This is a genomic window from Bacillus sp. 196mf, assembly GCF_003217275.1.
Lineage (GTDB): Bacteria > Bacillota > Bacilli > Bacillales > Bacillaceae_G > Bacillus_A > Bacillus_A thuringiensis_S.
Genome location: NZ_QJTG01000001.1, coordinates 212,858 through 234,093, shown reverse-complemented (window position 1 = coordinate 234,093; position 21,236 = coordinate 212,858). Strand labels below are relative to the sequence as shown.

The window sequence follows — 21,236 nt, the reverse complement described above, 5'->3', positions numbered from 1 at the left end:
TTTAACGACCTCCTAATGTTTTATTTATTTGTTCTATTAAGGATTTATTTAATTCCTCGATAGAGTAATCTACTTTTTGTTCAACGCCACGTTCCATGAACTTTTGAGCCATTTTCTTCTGACTTGTACCTAATCCCAAATCAGGGAAGACCAAATATCTATATTTTGGTTTTGGTTTTAATGTTAATGTTAAATTTTCTTTGGTGTCGTCTTTAATAGCTTGATATAGTTTGGCGTGGGCTTTTTTTCTATTCGATATAGGTATTAAACCAAGAACAGACTTTTTCATTGCTGGTGCAATTTTAGACCTTAAATCTTCGTTTATTATCGTTTCAGCAACATTTGGTAATCCCTCAATATTCCTTTGCAAAGATTCAAAATGTGAAGTATCGACGCTAAAATTAGCAGCCATGTTTTACATTCCTTGTGAGTTCAAATGTTAATACATCAACGAAAAATTCAGTATCTTTCTTTCTCATTTTGTCTTTGAGCGATTTATTGCATGTGTGACCAGTTTTACGTAATGAATTCATAAACTCCACTTGCAATACATCTAAGTCCTCACGATTTTCCGAAAAATAATAAACTGTTACATCTTGTGTAAATGCACTTGCCCCAGCCCTAACAAACCCACCTGTTTCAAATACAACATGGTTGATCGTAGATAGATTCGCTTCATCTTCCTGAACAGAATCCTGGTATACTTCTTCAGTGTGGAAGAAAGACTCTAAATGTTGGACTAGCTTACTATTAAACTTTTCAATTAGATCATTCAGTGTCATCTAGACCACCTACCTTTTGCAAGTATAAAAACATACTATTTTTAAAACGATCTGCTTTAATGATGCTATAAGAATGCCCCCGCAATTCAATAGTTAAGCTGTCCACATCCTTATTCTTGAACATAGGAGCGTTTAACGTTTCAATCTTCATATCTAACTTTTTATCAATACTTTCAGCAAATTGAATGTCAGCTTCACGACACGAAAGTTCCGAAAATCTAAGTTTGATAATCTCGACATTTTCACGTCCGATTACTTTTTTGGTACTATTTCGAATCGTTTTGCTCTCCTTAACACGAATAAATCCGTCATTAAATGTTTTTCTATGTTGTTCAATCGCCATTGTTCTTTTTCCTTTCATCGATTGCGACGTGTAATATCAATCTTGAAAGTGGTTGTCTGAAGTTGCTTTCGAAACTGTCTAACGCATTGTTGTATTCATAACGAATACGATTAATAACTAGCTCCCTTGCGGATAAATTGACGGCTAGATCAAGTTCAGCACCTACTAAATCATTCATAAAGTAAACGGAACGATCTATAAGCTTTACGATGTCCTTGTCTTCTTCGTCCCAGGTGATTGCTAGTGCATGTTTTACATCTTCTAACAAATCAAAAGGCGACTGTAACGTCGCCTTTAATTGATTATCGCTCATAAAAAAATCACCCCTTATTTTCCGGCAGGTGGTGTAGTTTCAACAGGAGGACAGCAACCTGTTGGTTCTTTCATTTTACTGATGTCATAAACTAAGAATGAATCGTTACGATCCGCTCGGCCATTCGCATACATTTTAGCAATGTATAAATCTTCATCTTCGATAGCACGTGTTTGATCATAAACATCTAAACGTTGCGCCCCACCTAATCCAAGGAAATAATCTTTTGCCATACCTGCAATTAATTTACCTTTCGGAACAGCGTTAGACTTAACGATTTTACCTGGAATCGGAAGAACATTATACGCATATGTTCCATCAGCGTTTGGACGAGTCGTGTAACCGTAAATTTTAGCCCAATAATCCACAGGATTTACGACCAACATTACGTTATCTGGATTGCGTTTCCCATCACGAGTAAGGGAAGCCATGATATTCCCTAAAGTGTAAGGAGAAAGATTTTCAAGGCTTCCAGTTACAGCTTTATCAGCGTGTACGCCACCAGAAACCGTATCGAGATCTTTCATCATACCAATTGGTTGGTCCTTACCAGTACCAGCGACAATAGCTAGCTCCAAAGCAATTTTTAAAGATTCAACTAACACGGTACGAACATAACGATCTAACCAAACCGGACCAAGATCAAGCATTGCTTTACATACTGGCATGAATGCTGATAATTTGTATTGCTCAATTTTAATCGTTTCAAAACCTTCATCTAAGAGTTCCTTATGAGCTGCGCATAATTTCCCCCAGAACGCCGTTTGAATATCTCCCTTTTTAAGAATCCATTCTGTTAGAGCACCAACGTTCACAAAGTTGATTTGTGATAATAATTCATGATTTTGAACTAAGTCTTCGAATACTCGTTCGATAACTGTTGGCGGTACTAATGCTTCTGTACCAGCAAATGAATTACCAGCAATTACTTGGTTGTAATATTTTGTTTCTTGGCTAGTTAAAGCACGTCCACCTCGTGCTGCTAAAATAGCTTGGTCGCTAGATTGAACAGATGCTTGTGCTAAAATTTCATTTTGAATACCTTGCGCGAATTGTACTAAAGCGTCATCTACCTGTTCAGGTGTTCCGCTTGCTAAAACTGCACTTAAATGTTGACGATTTTCAATTTGTGTTTCTAAATCTTTACCCATTTTGTATTACCTCCGATTTTTTGATAGATTTTAATAAGGAATTCATAAATTGCATGGAACGTTCTGCGTTTTGTGCTCGTTTGTTAGCTTCGTTTTCGACAACTACGTCAGCAGAATCAGTTTGTTCAGGTTCTTCCATCACATCTTCATTAGACTCGACGTCCACACGGTTTGCTACTGCATCAATAATTTCGTCGCAGAAACCGTAAGATTTAGCAACTTCCGCAGACATATACGTTTCATTGTCTAATAGTTCTTCTAATTCAAAGAATTCACCATTAAAACGGTTTTTATATGATTGAATTAAAGACGCATCAACATCTCGTAACATTTTTGCTTGTTTTTCTAAAGAATCAGCATTTCCAAACGCGTAAGTTGCAGCACGATGAACCATCATTGTAGTGTTAGAAGGCATGATAACTGTATCCGCTCCCATCGCGATTACGGAAGCGGCACTCGCACACAACCCATCAACAACAACCGTAATCTTCGACGAGTGATTACGTAAATAGTTACAAATAGCAACTCCTTCAAACGCATCACCGCCTCCAGAATGAATGTGTAATTCGATTTCATCTGCATCGATTTTGTCAAACATTTCACGAGTTTTCTTTGCGGTAATATCGCCCCACCAACCAGAACCAACTGTTCCATGCATATAAGCGGTAACTTTTTTACTTTCGTTATTACTATCGTTGTTCTCCATCATTAGGAACTTTGGTTGAATCTTTTCCATTTCCAATTTCGTCACCTCCTTCCATCGTTCCACTTATCCTTGCTCTCTCGTAGTTCTTAGTGACATAACGTTCATCAGCCCACTCTTCTTCTATTTGTTCTTTTCCTAATCGTTCTAGTACATCATTTATGCTCATGCCACCGACTGCGAATAGCTTGTCAACCGCATTAGCAAACTTAGTAAGATCGAACAATTTGAAGTTGTCCATGTTGAATTTAATGTACGTTTTACTTAAAAATTGATTTCTAGAGAACATTTTTTTGTTATATTCGTTAGCAATCATTTCTCCTATCGGTCTTACTGCAAATACGATAAAGTTATCTAAATCTCCAGTAGGATTGGCTGTAGTTGAAATACCCCCCTCACTTATTCCACTTAATAATGAAGGTGGTATGTGAAAAGCAGTAGCGACGAAATCAAGCATATCTTTAGCGAGATTTTTAATGTCTCTAGTATCTAGATTACGAGGTTCTTTACTTTGATCTTCCATTTGTACGTTTTCAGGTAAGAACATAATGGACACTAACTGTTCAAGATTCATATAATCTTTTGCTTTCTCTTCAAAAAGCTTTTGTGCAGCCTTTCCGTCTTCATCAGTTAATGAACTCATGAAACGACCTCTGAACAAATAACGTATTCTTCCGTTACCTTTGTAATCTTTCATCGCTTTTGCAAGCAATAGCCCATACGAGTTATAAAGACTGTCAATAACACTGTTTATGGATTCTTCGGAAAGCCTCAGGTATAGAACGTCTTGCTCTCTAAATGTTTTAGTTAATAATTCGTTGTTAACCGAAACACTTTTGTAAACGTACTCATGAAAACCATTCGTAGTTTCACGATAAAACGATTCGGCTACCCACAGTTCTTCTCCTATAGGTAAAATTAACGCTTCATTGTTATAAATTAATTGATGGACAATCTTACACCAAAACTCATGCGCATTTTCATTTTTATTAGGCGCTACATTCAATTGATAGTAGTTCAGACTTCTTTTTAACTTACCGCTTCGATAAGATTCAAAATCACAAGCCGCTAAACTACGAGCAATTAAATTAATAGCAGCGTTCACATACAATTTCTTATAAGCAATTTCAGCTTTAAGTGTCATTACGCTACAATCAACATCCGGAGTCGTTCCATTATCACTTTTACCTAAAAAAGTTTTAAAAACATTACGAATCCCCATTTTTTCACCCCCTTCCTTAGAATGACCATACTTGCATATCGTTTAAATCGACTGCATAGTCTTCAAGATCACCATCGAAATTGAGGGCGTGTGTGAATGCAAAAAACCCGTCAGTTTTTCTTTTGACAGGGTCGATTTTTTTATATTCTTTTGAGCCATTTCCTAATTCGTCCACATAGATATTCCCACAATACCACCGCATAACAGGATCATCGTGGAAAACAATATTATGATTGATGAATAGATGTTGGATTAACGGATCTAACATAGCGTGAATATACGGACCGCGCCGCACTATCTCAACTCTTTCATTAAAACCAGCTTCTTCTAATAAAGGTTTCAAGACTACTGAACGGAATTTATCAATCGCGATACGCTTAATGTCGTATGTTTTCGCTTTTTCTAAAAACCAATTGATAACACGTTTGGGCTCGATTTCTTTATCGCGGACGATGGTGAAGAGTCCTTTTTCCACACCAATATCAATAATATCTTGATTAATATCCTGCATTTTCAACGCCTGATGCCATATAAAAGTGTGATGAATCCAATAGCGCTTGCCTTGTCGTTTGAATAACAAACCGACGCTGCAAAAGTCGCGTAATTCTGCGTAGTCCACACCACCAATACATTCATATTTGTGTAAATCATCAGGTAAAGGTTGATCTGTTGCAAGAATATCCTCATAAGTAGCGATTTTATGTTGAAACAGTTGTTTGGGAATGTTCATACGCTTTGTCATGAATTCAACATGCATCGGAATGTTAGTTTGACATTCCGCCCATTCTTCTTTCATCGTTTCGAATAATTCCGTGTTATCTCGAATAGAAGGATTAGCTTTTTCCCAGTTTGCAATATCTTCAACTTCATCTTCAGAATCTAATTTGCAGATGAAGGGGAATAATTTACTTTTCTCAACTTCGCCACTCAAAACCATTCGAGCTTTCTCTTTCATATCGTCCAAAACACCGCCACGAACATAACCGTCAGTAGTTAAATAGAATGTGCGACCGTCTTTTACCTTACCAAGAGCAGAACGAAAAACCTTGATAGAAGCGTAGTCTTCGTATTCGTGTATTTCATCGAAACATACAGCTCCTGGTCTTAAACCATCCTTTGTACGAGCATTCGAGGTGTGGTATTGAATCTTCGACTTTGTGCTTTTGTTTTGTATTAAAATCTTAGTGGGTTTATAGAAGGCTTTTCTCAGTTTCTTTTCATGTTTCGGGTCTTCCAATACATTTTTTACATCTTCAAATGTTATTTTAGCCTGTTTTTCCGATGTCGCAACCCATTCTATATTGTAGTTATTAACACCGAACGGTTTAGATTCCATATAGAAGTTTTGATAACCAGCAAAACCATTTTTACCGCCACCACGTCCCATAAGGATTAATATTTGATTCCACACTAACCTATCAGTATCTTTAAATCTGACACCAAATACACAAGCATTAACAAATTTTTGCCATGTAAATAATTCAAATGGAAAGTAAGGAGCCGGAACGTTTACACTATCCTCAATTGCTTGTACATCTAAATAAACATTTGGGTCATCTAAAGTTTCCCTAACGAGCTTCATTAATTGTTTCTGTTCTTTACATGATCGTATTTTTCCGCTTTCCACAAGTTCCATATACTCATTGATATAAGGATGGTATCTATAGACGTTACAAATCGATGTCATCGTCATCCACCTCTTCACTTACCGCTTTAAGGCCTAACTCGTTAAGAATCTTTAGCATTTGCGTATTAGTCTTATTCAACTCGTTAATACTATCGTTTTTCTTCATAAATCCATTAGCACCTAAAACTGAAACACCTCGATCTTTCACATCAGCTATCAATTTATTTTTTATATCCCAAAATGACATATAGTCTTCTACTAAATCCATAAAATGAGCGTGTATGATACCGTTTGTGCCAAGTTGTTCATATAAATCGTCTCTTATTTTATTTCTAAGCGTTTTTTCTCTGCTCTTTTGAAGCTTTGCAACCTTTTCTGAAACATTTTTTAGACCTTTTTCATTTATCATGTCTTCCCAATAACGGCTACGCCATGATTTAACAGTGCTAACAGATACACTATATTTATTCGCAATATCCTTGTATTTAACGCCTTCTAAGAAATCTTTGAACGCTAATTTATATTTACTTTGTTTTCCGCTCACAATATCATCACCCCGCTTTTTCATTAGATTTTTTCGAAGATTAATTTTAAAAACATTACTTAAAAGAACAAAAATAGTCGTGTATATTTTTACTTAACAGGAAACAGTAGCAACTGCATACTGATCACAAATACATATCAAAAATTTTCATCATCCAAGTAAAAGGAAGATATTTTTTTGTGTTTTTTTCTGTCTCACGCGCGAAAAGCAAAAAATAAAAAGACAAATCTCCCCCCCGCGTTGCCTGGTCCCCCAACAATTTAATCTCTAAAAAAAGAGTGGGGGGTGTTATACGTGTGTGAAGCAGAATTTTTTTACTTTAAATTTATTATTTGATCGCTAAACCGAAGAATAGCTCAGCGTATTCGATAACTGTTTCAGCTTCTTCTCTTGTTAGGTTTAAGTATATCTCTAACCAATGATCTCTTAGGTTAGCTTTAACCTTCTCAAGTGATAGCTTCTCACATGCTTTAGGCTTATGTATGTGTCGTATCTGTGTGTATGTTTTATAGATGTCTTTAGTAAACTGTTCGAATAACATGATCTCTAAAGCGTTCATACCTTTCACATTAGTGTTGCATATTCTTTCAATATCATCTAAGTCATATGTGTTACCTTGTATAGTTATGCTGTCCACACTTACCACCTCTCTTCATCTACTATCGTGCAACGCTTCTTCACTATGTTCTTTTCTTTGTTATGTTCTTTGTTATGGCATTGAATGCATAGTGTTTCTAGGTTGCTTAGTATATATGCTAAGTCTGGTCTGTCACGTAACTCCTTGATGTGATGGACGTTACGACCCTTGCTATACTTACCTTTGCGCTTGCACTCCTGACACTCGCTATTGTCCCTCTCTAATGCTTTAATCCTAATGTTCCTTCTCCAATAAGGATGCTTATAGAACTTAATAATATTATCTTCCTCATATAGTTTATTAATCTCTTGTATTGTTAAAGGTTGCATAGTTACACCAGCCTTTATCCTTGCGAATTAAAAAAGTAATTACACGTATCCATCTCGATAGGTTCCAAACCCATTAATATCCTTGCCTCATTAATACTCAACTTACCTTCTTCGATTTTACCTTGGATAAGTTTAGCTTTATCCATTCGTCCTCGCCCCCTTTTCTTTCATTTTAACTACTCGTTCCACATCACACGAGCAGATGTCCATGTCCTTCTTGTAATAGTTATAGATCATGAATTCCAACATATCTATTTGTTCTTTTGTTAATGGCTTACCGTTACATTCCGTTCTTCCACTAAGTTGTATGTACTTTCCTAACTTAAACACATCTACAAAAGCACCATTACATTTCGGACAAACAGTTACTTCTTGATATTCATCTTCTAGTGCTTGATATGTTTTAATTTGATAGTCACAAGCTAAACAACATCTAGAAACATTACACATCTACCATCACTCCTTATCTTCATCAAGAAGTTTTATTTTGAAATCCTTTCGATATCCTTCCTTTTCAAACTGTTTATCAAAAAATCTATCAATGAAAATACTTAGGAAGATCCCTAATGAAGTACCGTATAAAATATCGTTTATGAAATTTGTCCAATCCATCCCCTCACCCCTTCTCCCTAAATGCAACACGTTTGCGCTTATCTTTGCCTAACAACAAATAGGACGCCCCAGATTTCAGTAGTGCCTGTGATAGTCCCTATTAGCATAATTATAATTGTTCACCTTTAATTACCCCTGCTGTTATTTTGTAATCTTCTACTTCTCCCCTCTCAATCAAATGCTCAATTCCTTTTACTCCTTCATCGTCAACATGTAGAGTTACTCTTTTTAAAATTTGAATCACGTCATCCAATGTTTTAATTTTATTGGGATCAATCTTGTGCGAATATGTAGGTCTAAGGTATATTTCATTTTTGTTTTTTACCGTCAATTTTTGTTCGTCCATCTTTCATCCTCCTCAAAAATAAAAACATCCGAATGGATGCTTTTTTAATAAAATCTTCATTACTGACTCATACTTTACCTAAAAGGAGTGTTCGCAATGCTTTTTCTTAAATACTCTTCACTATGTATTGGTTTCATTCTAGGTGGTATCCTGGTACTTTCTTTATTGTTCTTGTAAAGGTACAAGCTTTCTAATAAAAAGAGGACAGCCACGTTTGTGAATGTCCTCTTTTTCAGTGATTCAATTGCGGTAAATGAAGTTTTATCCTTCTTTCAGCTAACAACCATGACAGACACTATCGGCAAACTTATCAGTTTCTCCTGATTCTGTCTACCTAGGGTGTTGTTAGCTCAAAGAAGAGCAAAAGCTCTCCTTAATAACGGTACCATTCAATCAGTATCATCTGCTGGTTTCGGATTTTATGTGCCGTTATTATGAAACCGTTTAAACAACATATATTATAAAGAAATTTTATGAGTTGTGTTTTCCGCCACTTCTCACAATACAAATATAACACGATAATTCCAAAACAACCGGCACATTTCCTGCCAAAAAGCGGTCAAGACTCTGCCAATCATTTTATTTCAAACGTTTGAACTTCATGTGTTAGTTCGACTTTAATCCCCAAAAACGTTTGCTCTAGATTCAGCATCTTCCTTTTTATTAACCATTCTGGATATGCCAACTGTTCTAATATTATTTTATAGTAATCTGGGTTTAGCCTTAATGTACCGGGATTTCCACCCTGCTTCACTTGAAATTGAATCAATGCTTGTAACAGCTTTTCACACACCATCTGCTTCACCTCATCTTTATTATATATAACTTGTATACGTAAAAGGACAATTTTATGTGTCTGAATTACCCATATGTTTAATTGTGTGTAACTGACCCCTTCGCCAAATCCCTTGATATCATTGATTTCGTTTCACTTTCTCTTTTGAGTTACACAGTACAAAATTTATGAGTAACTGTATAGTTTTAAAAAGAAAAAGCAATGCTTAGATTTTAAATCTAGTCATTGCTTTATCCATTGCATCTTGGTTTACACCTATATAACGTAACGTGACCTTCTCTGACGAGTGATTGAATATCTCCATAAGTAATGCTATGTTTTTCGTTTGCATGTACATATGGTAACCGTACGTCTTTCTCAGCGTATGTGTTCCTATTTCATCTAATCCGAACTCCGCCGCCGCTCCACTTAATATCTTATATGCCATGCTACGACCGATTGGACGATTTTTTCCCTGCCTACTTTTTAATAGGTACTCATCATCTTCTCTGTTTTCATTAAACCATCGAAGCTCTCTCTTTAGTGCTGCTGTAATTTGTATGCGTTTTTGCTTACCTGTCTTCATTTCACGCATTGAGATATGACTACCTTTTAAATCTCCAACCTTTAGTTTTAAAATATCACTTATACGTAAACCTGTATTAATTCCCATTACAAATAAAATATAGTTACGTGCATTCTTTTCTTTTAAATATTCTTTGATTTGTTGTATTTGCTCTGGATCACGTATGGGCTGGACAAAATTCATAATTCATCCCCTCCAGTTTCTTCGGTTTCATAAACTTCTAATCTAAGAGCAAAAGCCAGTTTATAAAACGCTCTAGCTTTCACACGTCGATACGTACGTTCACTCATGCCAATTTCGTTATACACCATATAGTCACACACATCTTCGTCTTCTAAATATCGTTTAACTATAATGTCTCTCTGGTTTTTTCCAGCTGTACTGTTTCCGAATCGACTTAATGCTTGTTCAACTCGAAACGCCATTTTCTCTAACCATTCTTCACGTTTGCTTTGTTGAATATTAGAGATTGCTACATCCTCTAACGGTTTGCCAACTGCATGTGTAGGACCATGCTCTCTCTTTTCATAAGAAGGAGTGACTTTCATTTCCTTACGCATCATTCCAAATTGCTTATATATACGTACACTTTCCAGAATACCCTCTAATTTCTCTTGTGTTGCTGCTCTATCTATTTTCGGTAAGAAAGATAATTGTTTCGTCATGTAACATCACTCCTTTTTATTTTTGCATTACTTTTGTCTTATAACTCCACGCCTACGCTCATAACGTGGCCCATGAATCCCCATTAAATCTTCAATATCACGAGTGCTTAATTTTTCTTTTCTTTTTCTCTTCTGTTTCTTCTCCACTTGCGTAGATTGTTTTTTCCATTCACGTAGTTGATCTTTTAATGCATTCATTTCTCACATCCCCTTTCAAAAATAAAGAGGACACCATTTCTTAAAACAGCTTAATTGCTGTTCTAAAAATTGGTGTCCTCTAGTTTTCTAGCCGGACCCTATTCAATTTCTTTTCACTTCAAAATACCAGCCTGCAAAAAAATATTTCTCCAAGCTTTTTTAACCCTTTCTTTCTCAGCACCTTCTATAATTTTCGAACGACGCGCAATTGCTTTTTTCACTTTCCTTTTCTTTATACTCGCCAATTCTCTCACCCCTTCATTTAAATGCCTCTCTTTTCCATTCTGAAGCATTTTAACACTTTTAATACCCATTACATTCAAAAATAATCTAAACGTGAATTGTCCCTGTTTTTTAAGCTCTTTTCTCCATCAAAGGATTATTTTGTTGCGTTTTAAATACTTTCATTGTCACTCCTGCGACGACGTTTTCATATGTTATTGTATGGCTTCTTCCTTTCAGGAGCGAGCTTATTCATTTTATTCCTTAAAAACCTCTTGCAAGTCCATGCAATATGCACTTCCGGGAAAGAGCACTGTTCGAAGGTGCTCTTTTTATTTTTTGCAAATTTGAATATCCTTTCATACATAGCACATACTATACATGGGCGATAAGCCGGAACTCAAATAATCCTCCCTTGTATTTCTTCACTTCTTTTTAATAGCAGTTAGCTTTTGGCTAACTGCTTTTTTAGTACAAGCACCCATTTATCAACAGATGAATAGACTATTTCGAACCTTACTTTTCGACTCATTTAATTGTTCATGACTCACAAACATAACATAATAAATGACGTCATCTTATAAAACGGGCACTCTGGCACAAGTGCTCGTTTTATTTTGTTGATTTTCTACAAAATGACACTTTTATAAATTATTTCTCAACAATTAACACATAGAAATCTCAATCCATTTTTGGTAATATACAGTTAATCTCTATATGCTTAGTATATATGCCTAGCTTCATTAAAAGGGCCCACCCCCTCAACGTGGGTCCTTCTTTTTTAATATTTTCTACTAATTAACATTTATTAATATATCTCCATAAGTCATCAATTTTTTCATTTTGTATATCCAGCATTTCCTTATAAATGTCCAAACGTTTTTCTAAGTGTTTTAAATCCATCTTTGCACAAACAATTTGGCCCAGTACAATGAAGATAACTATCCAAAAAACTAATTCCATACCTACACCTCACTTCCATCCAAATGAAGTTTTTATAATACTTATCACACTAAAATAAGTGATACATATATTGAATTAAGGAACGAAACTCACTGATTCCCATAAAAGAGCCTCCGACCAGTAGACGGAGCTCTTTTTACTTTTAAAGTTACTCACCAAATAGCGTTTTTATAAAAAACTTTTCACCTTTTAATCAGACAAGCATATATTATTGTGTAGGGCACTCCAGTCCATACGTTCAAACCTTTTAGTCTAGAAGCACACTTATATGTGTGCTCTTTTTGATTTACTTTCAAATAACGATTTTATTAAAAACTTTTCACCTTTTTAATTGGACAGGCATATGATATTGTATGGAGGCACCCTTTCATAAAAATCTACCTTTCTTGTTAAAGAGCATACTTACATGTGTGCTCTTTTTTATTTGTGGTAAAATGACTATTTTTTCAATATTTCTTTGTCACTCTACCAGAACAAATACATACACTATATTAAGCTGACAAATTGGACATTGTGAGCTATCATCTCATTGAAAGAGCATGCACTTTGTATGCTCTTTATTCATTGCAAAATTAAGATTTTATTTTAATTTCGCGAGCTATTCGTCCATTGTATAACCGCAACTTTTTTACATATCATATTAAAATCCAAGTAATTCTCTTTTAGGGCGGTAATAATATGAAAAAGACATTTAAATACATGTTAATCTTCTTTTGTGCAGTGTTTTATATTACATTTATAAGCTGTATGATTTATCAAAACTTTGTCCGTGAGCATTTTATTCCGAAATCTAAGATGGAACATAAAAATTCATGATTAGGTATCAGGAGCGCTCTACAAGGCGCTCTTTATTTTTAAAATAAGAATTTTGTTTAGTATTCTGTTGACGCAATGATGCATGGGCCTGTAATGTTGTTTTGCTTTATTACCCATTCAAAAGTTCTTAAAACGCATGTATCCCCACCTCTTTGGAATACTGGTTCAATTGTTGCTATCCGTTGTTCCTCATCAGGCAAGTCATCAATACTGATATGGACTTTATCTTACAAACTAACCTCACCTTCAAAGTATTCATTAATTTCATCATCATCGAATCCACATTCATTTTTATAAAACTCTTTTGCCTGTTCTTCTGTTTCCGCACAAACCGTATCACAATCATTCATTGCAAAAACTTTCATCATATCTATTTCCCTCCAAAATAACTATTTTGTTTGGTTTTCTTCTAAGTTCTCCCAATCTAGTTCCGAACAAAATACTGTAATTCTTTCGCCTTCAATATCCGGATCATCCCCAGGTTTCCACTCTTCATCTCCAATAATAATTTCCGTTACTTGCGGTTGAAGAACAGGTATACGATGCCCTCTGTTTTCTAAGATGTATTTTTCAGCTTGTTCTACAAATTCTTCTCCATCTTTAAAATTTCTAATATCACTGAGAACAATCAATCCATCATAATCTTCGAGGAACCCTTTAATAACTGTTGCCATCACTTCATGTTTCCCTTTGCAATCTCTACAATAATTTTTGAACTGTTTACCTGTATCTTTAAATGTGTACCCCCTTGATAACGCACCGTTCATTTTAGTATTAAAACTAGGCGGACAATCCGTTGTACATAGTGGTTCTTCCTTTCTGCAATCATCACAAATCACAACTGTTTGATACGTTTTGATTTCCTTTGTTCTAAAAGCCATCGCTCATTCCCCTTTTCGATTAATCTTTATAAGGTTGCCAATTCATACCGTCCAAATTAATAGTTTCTTTTCCGTAAACTTTGCGCCCACGCCCTTGCTCAACTTTGGTTATTTCGTACCACGTGCCAGTATCATCATCTTTCACAACACCTTTACTTGGCTTGTAAGAGAATGAAAATACCTTTTCACCATCTACATAAAACGGGTACATTGTAATCCTCCTTTCCGACCAAATAACGCTTTTGTTAAAAAACATTAATGTCTAATTGCTTTTTCTTTTCATCAAAATATTTAGTTCTCACAAATTTGCGTTCAATCGGTATAACTTGCGTTGCTAAAAATTGCAACTTAATCATGTGCTTGTTTAAAGAGAGAGAGACATGCTCAATAATTTTATATTGCTTCCCTCGATGCGGAACTGTCCTACCCGGTTGTAAATCTTCAAAACGTTTATCGTCATATTGGTACAAAACTGATAACTTTTCTAACTTACACAATGTAGGCTTAGACGGTATAGAGATATAATCATGTACTTCTAAATTCTGTATGGTATACCATATGGTTAATTCTCTTCCATATATTTTGAAGCTTTCAATTCCAATAACAAGAAACTTTTTCTTTTGCACTTCAATCACATCACCGATTTTGTAAGGTACTTTTAAAGATTCAAATAACAGTATGACTTGCTTTAAAGAATGAATAAATTGGCTCATTCTATATCCCTCTTTTATACAAAATTCAAATTTGGTCTTAATATCCGTTATCCTGGCGCTGGTGGTTCACTTCATTCTTTTTGTAATAACCTTGTTCAATTTCTTCAAATGTGAATCCTAATTTCTTACCTAAACCTAAGTACGAGTACAATAATTCTTCATAAAGCTCAATATCTTGAGTTGCACGAAATTCTGACACAGCTTCATATACATTGTTAAATTGATTTACTAATGTACTTGCGGTATAAACTTTTGCATTATGTTCTAATAATTTCAGGCTATATTCATTAGAATTAAATTCGATGCCGTTCCCTAATGAAGCTATAAAATGAAATCCATCTACATACTCCATTAAGATGACTTCTTTTTCACTAGGACCTTTATTACTCCAATGCTTAAAGCATCTTGTTTCATTTGCAAGTTCTCCAATTTCAACCTGTAAAGCAAGAATCATATTGTAAAATAAATTTTGTCCTTCCAATCCATGCTCCTTAACAATTCTTGTATCTAATACCTTTTGCATTCCGAATATTTTAGTTAAGTTCATTTCCATTCGCTCCCTCAATAATTTAATTAAGCCACTCTTTTTTTCGTATCTATTAAGCAATCAAGCATGTATTCTAAACCGAACTGATCCAGTATTAATGTTGCTATTTCAATTTGATGTCTTCTTAGTTTATTTGATATATCTTCAAGGCTAAGTTGCTTCATCCACAAAGCCTTAAACTGTTCTATATCGTCCTCATTCCAAATGAAATTTACTTCTTCTAAAGCAATGTAGACGTAAGGTGGTATTTCTTTTTTCTTTTTATTCCGAATACTTTTGTCGCCAATTTCTCCTAAACCCATTTTTCGTTTGGAGATTTTAAACTTATCCACTTGATCTAAAATAAGTGCCGCTACTTCTATTTGCTTTCTTTTAAATTTTTTGGAAATCTCTAAGAGTGTGTAATTACTATTCCAAAAATCTCGGAATTGAAATACCTCTCTTTGATCCCATAAGAAATCTACTTCTTCTAAAGCGACCTGAACTTTAAAAGCCGACATTTCGATCACTCCTTTTAAAAGCTAATTACTTTATCATTTCGTTAGAAGTAGTTTTAACATGGCCAGCCTTACCGTTAACCCAAATTACAACTTGTTCACCATAACCGCTTTCTGGTGGGTTAAAAGAAAGGACTTTTCCATCCGTCACCACATATACTTTATTACTTGTAACATCAATTTCTTTCTTCATATGTTCCTCTCCCTTTTTTCTCACTTCATGTACTCGACAACATCAGGTTTAAAGCCACTTCCTAAATAAACCCGTACCGGAATTATTTCTTTTTTATCCCTTGCCGCCTTACATAACTCTTCCGCTGTATCCCAACTAAAAAGCTTATCTACAGTGCGTTGAAATCTCCAAATTGCCATTACATATTGTTCGAAGATGTCATAGCGATCATCTTGTTTTGTTGTGCGTGGTAACTCATCCGTACACTTTGCATTCTTTGGAACATGAACGCGTACATCTGCATATGTAATTCGTCCAGTTCCTCTTTTCACATTTGCTTTCATTACATCGAATTCACAAATGGATGGCTCGACTTCAAAAATATTTAGCTGTTTAGGCATGTTCCATCACACTCTTTTGAAGAAGGTCCAATAACTCACTTGCCCCTTCCTTACTCAAAACCATTCGGCCGCCTAACAATTCGATGTTGGATTCAGACACTTCACCTGTTACAAAACATGACTTTTCTGGTTTTCTTAAAACGATGTTTTCTCCGTCAACATGAACGTCTAATGCTGTCCCTTCAGCAATACCCAAAGTTCTGCGTAACTCAACTGGAATTACTACGCGACCTAGCTCGTCCACTTTTCTTGTAACACCTGTATTTTTCATATTTTTATCACCCTTATTAATTTTTTCAGACAACCTCATTGCTAAATTCATGTAAAATAAACATATATTTGGAAAGGAGGTAAAAAACAATGTCTGGTAAGCAATTTTTTCAATTAATTTGTTTAAATGGACACCAAATTTCTTTTTTTCATAACTTACATAATGATAAAGTGAAATTTTGTGAAAAATGCGGGGAAAGTACAATTAATACTTGTCAAAATTGTAAATTCCCTATCGAAGGATATTTCTATCCTTCTAGAATAATTACGATGGGTCCCGAAACATTCCCCATCCCCTCTTACTGTAAAAACTGTGGATGTGCCTATCCATGGACTGAAAGCATTTTAACAAATGCAGTGGAGCTTATAGCTCTAGATGATAATTTAGACTCTACAACTAAAGAAATCATTCAAAATGCTATTCCCGATTTGCTTATAGATAGCCCGACAACTCCAATTGCAGTGGCTAAATATAAGAAATATATTGAAAATGCTTCATCCACTGTGAAAAACGGAATGCGTAGTTTACTAGTAGATGTATTATCTGAAACAGTTAAGAAATCTATTTTCGGTTAATATTTCCACACCATTGACAATAACGATCATCGGAATGAATGATACGATTACAGAAACTACATTTTTTGTAATCGTATTTTTTTATCATGTAATAATCCATTAGAAATTTTGGGATGTAAAAGGGGATTTTCAAATAAACTTTGCGCCAATCCAGCATTTATAATTCTCCCTCCTTTTTATAAACCAATCATTTAACATTAACTCTCAGAAAAGTTAATCTTGCCATTTCTCTACAGATTCACCCAAATGCAACATCGCTTTTCCCATTGCATCAATGTAATTGTTAATTGTTTTTTTAATCATTTCACAATCCTCTTGTACTAACTCTTCATATTCTTCAAACGTATTTGCACACCCATAGTTAAAAACTCTTAGTTCATTAAAACAATCATTAATCGCTGGAATCACTCTTGTATGAATGGTTTCCGTACTAAATTCTTCTCTATTAAGATGAACCAAATTTACAACTCTTTTATTTTCTACTTTGACTTTCAATAAAGTATTGAATGCCGGTTCATTTAACTTCTCTAAACCAAGTTCTTCTCTTAAATCATTTAATGATTTCTTACCTTTTAACAAATCCTCTTGAAACTGTTCAGCTTTCATAACTGTTGTATTTTTCATAACTTGCTCCCCCTTGTTAACTTACTTTTTGTTGTTGATTCCGTTGCAACTCTTGTTTCATTGACTCGAATTTAATTAAGTACGCTTTCCAACGCTTATCATTTTCTTCTTGTATCTTTATTGCTACTTCACAGTTACAACCGTTTCGTTCAACTACACCTGGATAGGTTTCTTTAAAAATAATCCCTGTATCATGACATAGTACACACATACTTATTCCTCCTTAGAAACCAATATCTAAATTTAAAATCCTTTTATCTGTCGTTGTTTTAAACACGATTGTTTCATCTTTTGATACTCCATTTAACAACCTACTCGCTAGTTTCGGATCATACTTTTGAAACAGCTGTCCGCTTGCTAAATTTGATGTAGTAATCGTTGTTTTATTTGCTCCTTGTCTTCCATTAGCAACACCATAAAGTATTTTATGGACAAAATCGCTTGCTTCTCCGTTTCTATTCATAGAACCACTTTCAGCCCCTAAATCATCAATAACTAGAAAATCGGCTTCAACCATCAAGCTAATACAGTAATCCATCGTGTACTTCGACTCTTTGTTCCGAAATGAGTCTTGTATTAAACGAATTAATTTTTCTATCTCTACAAATAAACAACTTTTCATTTCCTTAAATGCATATTCATCATTAAGGGCTTCACCATCAGAGATTGTCCAATAATGTCTTACTAGTTCATATAACATTGCATAAGCTAAATGGCTTTTTCCTACACCTTGAATCCCTGCAATATAAACATTTAAGGTTTCACCTTTTTTGATACGCTCCAAAATCGCTATAGCTTTTTTCTTATTTGCTGTAGTCTCTCGGCAATCCGTTTCATATGATTCTAGCCTTGATTCTGTAATTGACTGATTTTCGATAACGCTATGTTTAAAAAGAAGATTCTTCTGTCGTTCTCTATTGATCTTCTTGTAGTAATTGTTTGCTTGCTGAAATAGGATTGAATCCTGCTGTTCTACTTTGCATCTTGGGCAATAAATCGAACCATCATTTTTATCAATCATCATTCTTACGGGCTTTACAGTTACTTGCCCGCCTTTGCTGAATGTATGATTTTCGCAATATTCATCCGCAAAATCTAATACTGCAAGTTTTTCAAATGATTTCTGCATTTTTTGCATTTCTGTTCACCTCGTTAAAATGGCATTTTCCCTTTAAATCCCGGAATATTACCGTATTGTTGTTGAGATTCCTTACTTGGTTTTTCATTTAAATAACTTTCGAATTTATTTCCAAATAATGTGATTGGCCTCAAGTATCCACACATTTCTGTATTGTTGATCCATTGTGAAGTCTTAGTATCAATTACTTGTTGGAAATGAGATAATTTGAACCCTTCTTTCCATCTTGCTTTGATTAGATCCTGTGTTTTCTTAGCGGTATATTTATAATTGGTTTTTGCTTTCATGTTGAGATAATCAACAATCTCTTGATACGGAATTGATTGAACGATGTCCTGAGATTTTTCAGGACTATATTCTTCTTTTATTTCTTTATCTAAATCTTTATCTAAATCTTTATCTATGTCCGTGACTATAACGTGACCTGTCCCGTGACTGTCCTGTGACATACCCAATTTCAACTGTTTTTGCTTCGCTCTTTGCTTTTGTTTGCGCAATCTATCTTGTTCTTTCATTTGTTCTAACTTATCTAAACTCTGATGTTTTCCCCAATTAACAACATTAATGTAATGATTTTCATCGATATGAATCATTCCAAATTTTTGAAATGTGCTTAGTGCCATCCGAACTGTATTCAATGGTCTATTAAAAATAGTTGCTAGCATATCTTCCGTATAAGGTATATTTTCATTTAGAAAGATGTACCCACTTGCATTTATCTTCCCTGCTTGAGCTAATAGCTTGACCCAAATTATTAGTAATGTGTCAGCTTCTGGCATACTCTCAATAATTCGGATTTTTTCATCTTCAAACATGGTAGTTGAAAGTTTGATCCATTTTACATTTACTTCAGACATTTTCCTTACCTCCTTATGCAAACCGCAATATGTGCTCGTCCACTTTTGATAATTCGCTGAATTTCATAATGTGGATAACCAATTTTGAAATACTTTTCGATCATTTTCTTTAATTCATCTTTGTTTTTTGCTAAATCCCAGAACTTATTAGGTAATAGCACTTGATATTCAATTAAATCCATGTACTATTTCCCTACTTTCCGTGATATACTTATAACATCTTATTTTTTTCAAAGGACCCACTGCCATGGGCCTTTTTATTTTGTTTCACATCACTCCAAGCCCATTGTTTTATTGGTTCATAAGTGATGTATCCTAACCAAGCACTGCATCCGATAAACATTGCGAATATAACTAACGATGTTGTATCTTCCATTAGATCACCTCCTTTTGTGATTCAAGCCAAGCTTCTAAATCTTTTTGCAAAAAAAGTAATTTACGCCCGTCTCTAATCACTGGAAACTGTGGATGATTTGCTAATTCATACATTCGACAAACTGCTATGTTTAAATAAGCTGCCGCTTCTTTCACTCTCATTACTTTATTTGGTTGTGCTTGTTGTTGGAATGCAGCTAATGCTGCTTGTATCTCCTCCCGAACTACTTCGCGAATTGATTCTTTAATGATTTGCTCAATGCTCATTTTTGCTACTCCTTTCAAATTATCTTTTTGTCCATCTCTGGGATAATCCCCCGTCTTGTTAGAATTTCATGGATGAACAATCTTCCTTTTTGCGTCCAACGAGTATTCATTTTCACTGATCTACTCCCATCGGAGTGGATTATATCTACTGTTTGCGATTTTGTATAACCTTTATTTTGATATTTCGAATAAAGTAGCCATTGTTTGTTCACTTTGTACTGTATTTTTTCGTCATTTAAGATTTTATTTAATCTAAAAGCTGATAATCCGTAATCCGCTGCAATCTGTGAGGCTGTGACTGTATCTTGCGATTGAAGAATCTGATCTAGAGGTATGTAATCTTTGATGCGTTTTCTGCAACCTGCTGTGTTAACATAAGATTTTTTTGTTCAGCAACCTGTCTAGCTTGTTGTTCCTGCTTTAATTGAGAAGCTAAACCGATAATTAAGTCTGGATCTTGAAGTAGTGCATTGATTGTATTCGGTGTCATGTATACCCCGTATTTTCTAATAGAAGGAAGTACTTCACTTGTTACCCACTTTTTAAATGCTTTTGCTTGTGGTTTACGTGATCGTAAGATTGATGAATACAATCCTGATTCGTTGATAACTGATAGTTTTTGCGACCCTTGAACGGTCTGTATATCTTGCAGACCCTTTTCATCCATATCTAATGTTCTTGTCATCGCGCTTGCTTCACTAAAACCTAAGATGTCGGATACATCTTTTGCTACAAACCAAACATTTTCATCTTGTACCACCGTTCGAACTTGTCCGAACTCTTTATTGTTGAAAACTTGTAATTGATTCATTTCCTTCTGCCTCCGTCCCCTTTTTTACTCTCGAAACGCGAGTTGGATTATAAAAAAAATTCTCTACAGATACACCAAAAAACTCCGCAATTCGCATAGCTATATTCCATCTAGGATTCTTCTTTCCTTTTTCAATTTCACAATAATAGTTAGAAGAAATATCTAGTTTTTTAGCTACTTCAAATTGCTTAAGACCTTTATTTTCGCGCAATTTGATTAACCATTCTCTTTTCATGTTTACCTCCGCTGTCGTTTGCTTGATTTCATTATACT

At 34.8% G+C, this 21,236-nt stretch carries 38 protein-coding genes and 2 pseudogenes; 1 reads left to right on the top strand and 39 read right to left on the bottom strand.

Annotation, left to right across the window (positions count from 1 at the left end; genetic code table 11):
- Position 1 precedes the first annotated feature (1 nt).
- The 30 genes and pseudogenes from ATL10_RS01390 to ATL10_RS01255 form a co-directional block, all read right to left on the bottom strand.
- On the bottom strand, positions 2-412 hold the full coding sequence (locus ATL10_RS01390; protein ID WP_110496312.1) for a hypothetical protein: 411 nt from the start codon (positions 410-412) through the stop codon (positions 2-4).
- Positions 402-782, bottom strand: a complete 381-nt coding sequence (locus ATL10_RS01385) for a hypothetical protein (protein ID WP_110496310.1) — start codon at positions 780-782, stop codon at positions 402-404. Before ATL10_RS01385 ends, ATL10_RS01390 begins: the two co-directional genes overlap by 11 nt.
- Positions 769-1,125, bottom strand: coding sequence for a phage head-tail adapter protein (locus ATL10_RS01380; protein ID WP_110496308.1), 357 nt, complete (start codon positions 1,123-1,125; stop codon positions 769-771). The genes ATL10_RS01385 and ATL10_RS01380 overlap by 14 nt, the downstream gene beginning before the upstream one ends.
- Complete coding sequence (locus ATL10_RS01375; RefSeq protein ID WP_110496306.1) at positions 1,115-1,438, bottom strand: hypothetical protein; 324 nt, start codon at positions 1,436-1,438, stop codon at positions 1,115-1,117. Before ATL10_RS01375 ends, ATL10_RS01380 begins: the two co-directional genes overlap by 11 nt.
- A gap of 14 nt (positions 1,439-1,452) precedes the next feature.
- Positions 1,453-2,589, bottom strand: a complete 1,137-nt coding sequence (locus tag ATL10_RS01370; RefSeq protein ID WP_110496304.1) for a phage major capsid protein — start codon at positions 2,587-2,589, stop codon at positions 1,453-1,455.
- Positions 2,582-3,331: a head maturation protease, ClpP-related gene (locus ATL10_RS01365; RefSeq protein ID WP_110496302.1), complete on the bottom strand. Its 750-nt coding sequence runs from the start codon at positions 3,329-3,331 to the stop codon at positions 2,582-2,584. The genes ATL10_RS01370 and ATL10_RS01365 overlap by 8 nt, the downstream gene beginning before the upstream one ends.
- Entirely contained in the window at positions 3,279-4,514 is a 1,236-nt protein-coding gene (locus ATL10_RS01360; RefSeq protein ID WP_110496300.1) for a phage portal protein, read from the bottom strand. Before ATL10_RS01360 ends, ATL10_RS01365 begins: the two co-directional genes overlap by 53 nt.
- Positions 4,515-4,530: 16 nt before the next feature.
- Positions 4,531-6,201, bottom strand: coding sequence for a terminase large subunit domain-containing protein (locus tag ATL10_RS01355; protein WP_110496299.1), 1,671 nt, complete (start codon positions 6,199-6,201; stop codon positions 4,531-4,533).
- Positions 6,185-6,685: a P27 family phage terminase small subunit gene (locus tag ATL10_RS01350; RefSeq protein WP_060851594.1), complete on the bottom strand. Its 501-nt coding sequence runs from the start codon at positions 6,683-6,685 to the stop codon at positions 6,185-6,187. Before ATL10_RS01350 ends, ATL10_RS01355 begins: the two co-directional genes overlap by 17 nt.
- 328 nt (positions 6,686-7,013) lie before the next feature.
- Complete coding sequence (locus ATL10_RS01345; RefSeq protein ID WP_110496297.1) at positions 7,014-7,322, bottom strand: hypothetical protein; 309 nt, start codon at positions 7,320-7,322, stop codon at positions 7,014-7,016.
- A gap of 2 nt (positions 7,323-7,324) precedes the next feature.
- Positions 7,325-7,651 carry an HNH endonuclease signature motif containing protein gene (locus ATL10_RS01340; RefSeq protein ID WP_088114897.1) on the bottom strand — a complete coding sequence of 109 codons (327 nt, stop codon included), beginning with the start codon at positions 7,649-7,651 and terminating at the stop codon, positions 7,325-7,327.
- A 14-nt stretch (positions 7,652-7,665) separates the two neighbouring features.
- Entirely contained in the window at positions 7,666-7,797 is a 132-nt protein-coding gene (locus tag ATL10_RS31705; protein ID WP_254913574.1) for a hypothetical protein, read from the bottom strand.
- Complete coding sequence (locus tag ATL10_RS01335) at positions 7,790-8,101, bottom strand: hypothetical protein (RefSeq protein ID WP_088114896.1); 312 nt, start codon at positions 8,099-8,101, stop codon at positions 7,790-7,792. Before ATL10_RS01335 ends, ATL10_RS31705 begins: the two co-directional genes overlap by 8 nt.
- Before the next feature lie 6 nt (positions 8,102-8,107).
- Positions 8,108-8,263, bottom strand: coding sequence for a hypothetical protein (locus tag ATL10_RS31065; protein ID WP_172452185.1), 156 nt, complete (start codon positions 8,261-8,263; stop codon positions 8,108-8,110).
- Positions 8,264-8,372: 109 nt separating this feature from the next.
- The gene (locus ATL10_RS01330; RefSeq protein ID WP_110496295.1) at positions 8,373-8,609 is read right to left on the bottom strand and encodes a hypothetical protein; all 237 of its coding nucleotides are present in this window, start codon (positions 8,607-8,609) and stop codon (positions 8,373-8,375) included.
- Between the two features lie 574 nt (positions 8,610-9,183).
- The gene (locus ATL10_RS01320) at positions 9,184-9,405 is read right to left on the bottom strand and encodes a hypothetical protein (protein ID WP_088114138.1); all 222 of its coding nucleotides are present in this window, start codon (positions 9,403-9,405) and stop codon (positions 9,184-9,186) included.
- 205 nt (positions 9,406-9,610) lie between these two features.
- A complete protein-coding gene (locus tag ATL10_RS01315; RefSeq protein WP_001012128.1) occupies positions 9,611-10,153 on the bottom strand; it encodes a site-specific integrase in 543 nt (180 codons plus the stop codon).
- Positions 10,150-10,635, bottom strand: coding sequence for an ArpU family phage packaging/lysis transcriptional regulator (locus ATL10_RS01310; protein WP_110496293.1), 486 nt, complete (start codon positions 10,633-10,635; stop codon positions 10,150-10,152). The genes ATL10_RS01315 and ATL10_RS01310 overlap by 4 nt, the downstream gene beginning before the upstream one ends.
- A 27-nt stretch (positions 10,636-10,662) precedes the next feature.
- The gene (locus tag ATL10_RS31060; RefSeq protein WP_098398687.1) at positions 10,663-10,833 is read right to left on the bottom strand and encodes a hypothetical protein; all 171 of its coding nucleotides are present in this window, start codon (positions 10,831-10,833) and stop codon (positions 10,663-10,665) included.
- Between the two features lie 113 nt (positions 10,834-10,946).
- Positions 10,947-11,078, bottom strand: coding sequence for a DUF3983 domain-containing protein (locus ATL10_RS01300; protein WP_033691069.1), 132 nt, complete (start codon positions 11,076-11,078; stop codon positions 10,947-10,949).
- Positions 11,079-11,853: 775 nt separating this feature from the next.
- Complete coding sequence (locus ATL10_RS31055; protein WP_181419315.1) at positions 11,854-12,018, bottom strand: hypothetical protein; 165 nt, start codon at positions 12,016-12,018, stop codon at positions 11,854-11,856.
- Between the two features lie 872 nt (positions 12,019-12,890).
- A pseudogene (locus ATL10_RS01295) lies at positions 12,891-13,202 on the bottom strand (hypothetical protein).
- Positions 13,203-13,223: 21 nt separating this feature from the next.
- Positions 13,224-13,715 carry a hypothetical protein gene (locus ATL10_RS31700; protein ID WP_258375760.1) on the bottom strand — a complete coding sequence of 164 codons (492 nt, stop codon included), beginning with the start codon at positions 13,713-13,715 and terminating at the stop codon, positions 13,224-13,226.
- Positions 13,716-13,734: 19 nt separating this feature from the next.
- Entirely contained in the window at positions 13,735-13,926 is a 192-nt protein-coding gene (locus tag ATL10_RS01285; protein ID WP_110496291.1) for a hypothetical protein, read from the bottom strand.
- Positions 13,927-13,960: 34 nt separating this feature from the next.
- Positions 13,961-14,428 (bottom strand): LacI family transcriptional regulator, encoded by a 468-nt coding sequence (locus ATL10_RS01280; RefSeq protein ID WP_110496289.1) that lies wholly within the window; start codon positions 14,426-14,428, stop codon positions 13,961-13,963.
- Between the two features lie 37 nt (positions 14,429-14,465).
- Entirely contained in the window at positions 14,466-14,981 is a 516-nt protein-coding gene (locus tag ATL10_RS01275; RefSeq protein ID WP_110496287.1) for a dUTP diphosphatase, read from the bottom strand.
- A 20-nt stretch (positions 14,982-15,001) separates the two neighbouring features.
- Complete coding sequence (locus tag ATL10_RS01270) at positions 15,002-15,475, bottom strand: sugar ABC transporter substrate-binding protein (RefSeq protein WP_110496285.1); 474 nt, start codon at positions 15,473-15,475, stop codon at positions 15,002-15,004.
- A gap of 25 nt (positions 15,476-15,500) precedes the next feature.
- Positions 15,501-15,665: a DUF3954 domain-containing protein gene (locus ATL10_RS01265; RefSeq protein ID WP_000711474.1), complete on the bottom strand. Its 165-nt coding sequence runs from the start codon at positions 15,663-15,665 to the stop codon at positions 15,501-15,503.
- Positions 15,666-15,685: 20 nt separating this feature from the next.
- Positions 15,686-16,045 (bottom strand): cell division protein SepF, encoded by a 360-nt coding sequence (locus ATL10_RS01260; RefSeq protein WP_110496283.1) that lies wholly within the window; start codon positions 16,043-16,045, stop codon positions 15,686-15,688.
- Positions 16,038-16,316, bottom strand: coding sequence for an AbrB/MazE/SpoVT family DNA-binding domain-containing protein (locus tag ATL10_RS01255; protein WP_110496281.1), 279 nt, complete (start codon positions 16,314-16,316; stop codon positions 16,038-16,040). The genes ATL10_RS01260 and ATL10_RS01255 overlap by 8 nt, the downstream gene beginning before the upstream one ends.
- A gap of 89 nt (positions 16,317-16,405) precedes the next feature.
- On the opposite strand from ATL10_RS01255, the gene ATL10_RS01250 reads away from it, so the two are divergent.
- On the top strand, positions 16,406-16,891 hold the full coding sequence (locus ATL10_RS01250; protein WP_110496280.1) for a DUF2321 domain-containing protein: 486 nt from the start codon (positions 16,406-16,408) through the stop codon (positions 16,889-16,891).
- Positions 16,892-17,104: 213 nt separating this feature from the next.
- Here ATL10_RS01250 and ATL10_RS01245 read toward each other — a convergent pair whose 3' ends face one another.
- The 9 genes and pseudogenes from ATL10_RS01245 to ATL10_RS01205 all read right to left on the bottom strand — a co-directional run bounded on the left by ATL10_RS01245 (position 17,105) and on the right by ATL10_RS01205 (position 21,198).
- Positions 17,105-17,515 (bottom strand): hypothetical protein, encoded by a 411-nt coding sequence (locus ATL10_RS01245; RefSeq protein WP_110496278.1) that lies wholly within the window; start codon positions 17,513-17,515, stop codon positions 17,105-17,107.
- A 16-nt stretch (positions 17,516-17,531) separates the two neighbouring features.
- Positions 17,532-17,726, bottom strand: a complete 195-nt coding sequence (locus tag ATL10_RS01240) for a hypothetical protein (RefSeq protein ID WP_110496276.1) — start codon at positions 17,724-17,726, stop codon at positions 17,532-17,534.
- A gap of 12 nt (positions 17,727-17,738) precedes the next feature.
- Positions 17,739-18,653 carry an AAA family ATPase gene (locus tag ATL10_RS01235; RefSeq protein WP_110496274.1) on the bottom strand — a complete coding sequence of 305 codons (915 nt, stop codon included), beginning with the start codon at positions 18,651-18,653 and terminating at the stop codon, positions 17,739-17,741.
- Between the two features lie 14 nt (positions 18,654-18,667).
- Positions 18,668-19,510: a phage replisome organizer N-terminal domain-containing protein gene (locus ATL10_RS01230; protein WP_110496272.1), complete on the bottom strand. Its 843-nt coding sequence runs from the start codon at positions 19,508-19,510 to the stop codon at positions 18,668-18,670.
- A 5-nt stretch (positions 19,511-19,515) separates the two neighbouring features.
- Positions 19,516-19,692, bottom strand: coding sequence for a hypothetical protein (locus ATL10_RS31050; protein ID WP_110496270.1), 177 nt, complete (start codon positions 19,690-19,692; stop codon positions 19,516-19,518).
- A 29-nt stretch (positions 19,693-19,721) separates the two neighbouring features.
- Positions 19,722-19,886 (bottom strand): hypothetical protein, encoded by a 165-nt coding sequence (locus ATL10_RS31045; RefSeq protein WP_110496268.1) that lies wholly within the window; start codon positions 19,884-19,886, stop codon positions 19,722-19,724.
- On the bottom strand, positions 19,886-20,152 hold the full coding sequence (locus ATL10_RS01215; protein ID WP_098782717.1) for a helix-turn-helix domain-containing protein: 267 nt from the start codon (positions 20,150-20,152) through the stop codon (positions 19,886-19,888). Before ATL10_RS01215 ends, ATL10_RS31045 begins: the two co-directional genes overlap by 1 nt.
- Before the next feature lie 14 nt (positions 20,153-20,166).
- Positions 20,167-20,963 (bottom strand): annotated as a pseudogene (locus tag ATL10_RS01210) (phage antirepressor KilAC domain-containing protein).
- On the bottom strand, positions 20,935-21,198 hold the full coding sequence (locus ATL10_RS01205) for a helix-turn-helix transcriptional regulator (protein WP_110496266.1): 264 nt from the start codon (positions 21,196-21,198) through the stop codon (positions 20,935-20,937). The pseudogene ATL10_RS01210 and the gene ATL10_RS01205 overlap by 29 nt, the downstream one beginning before the upstream one ends.
- Positions 21,199-21,236: the final 38 nt, after the last annotated feature.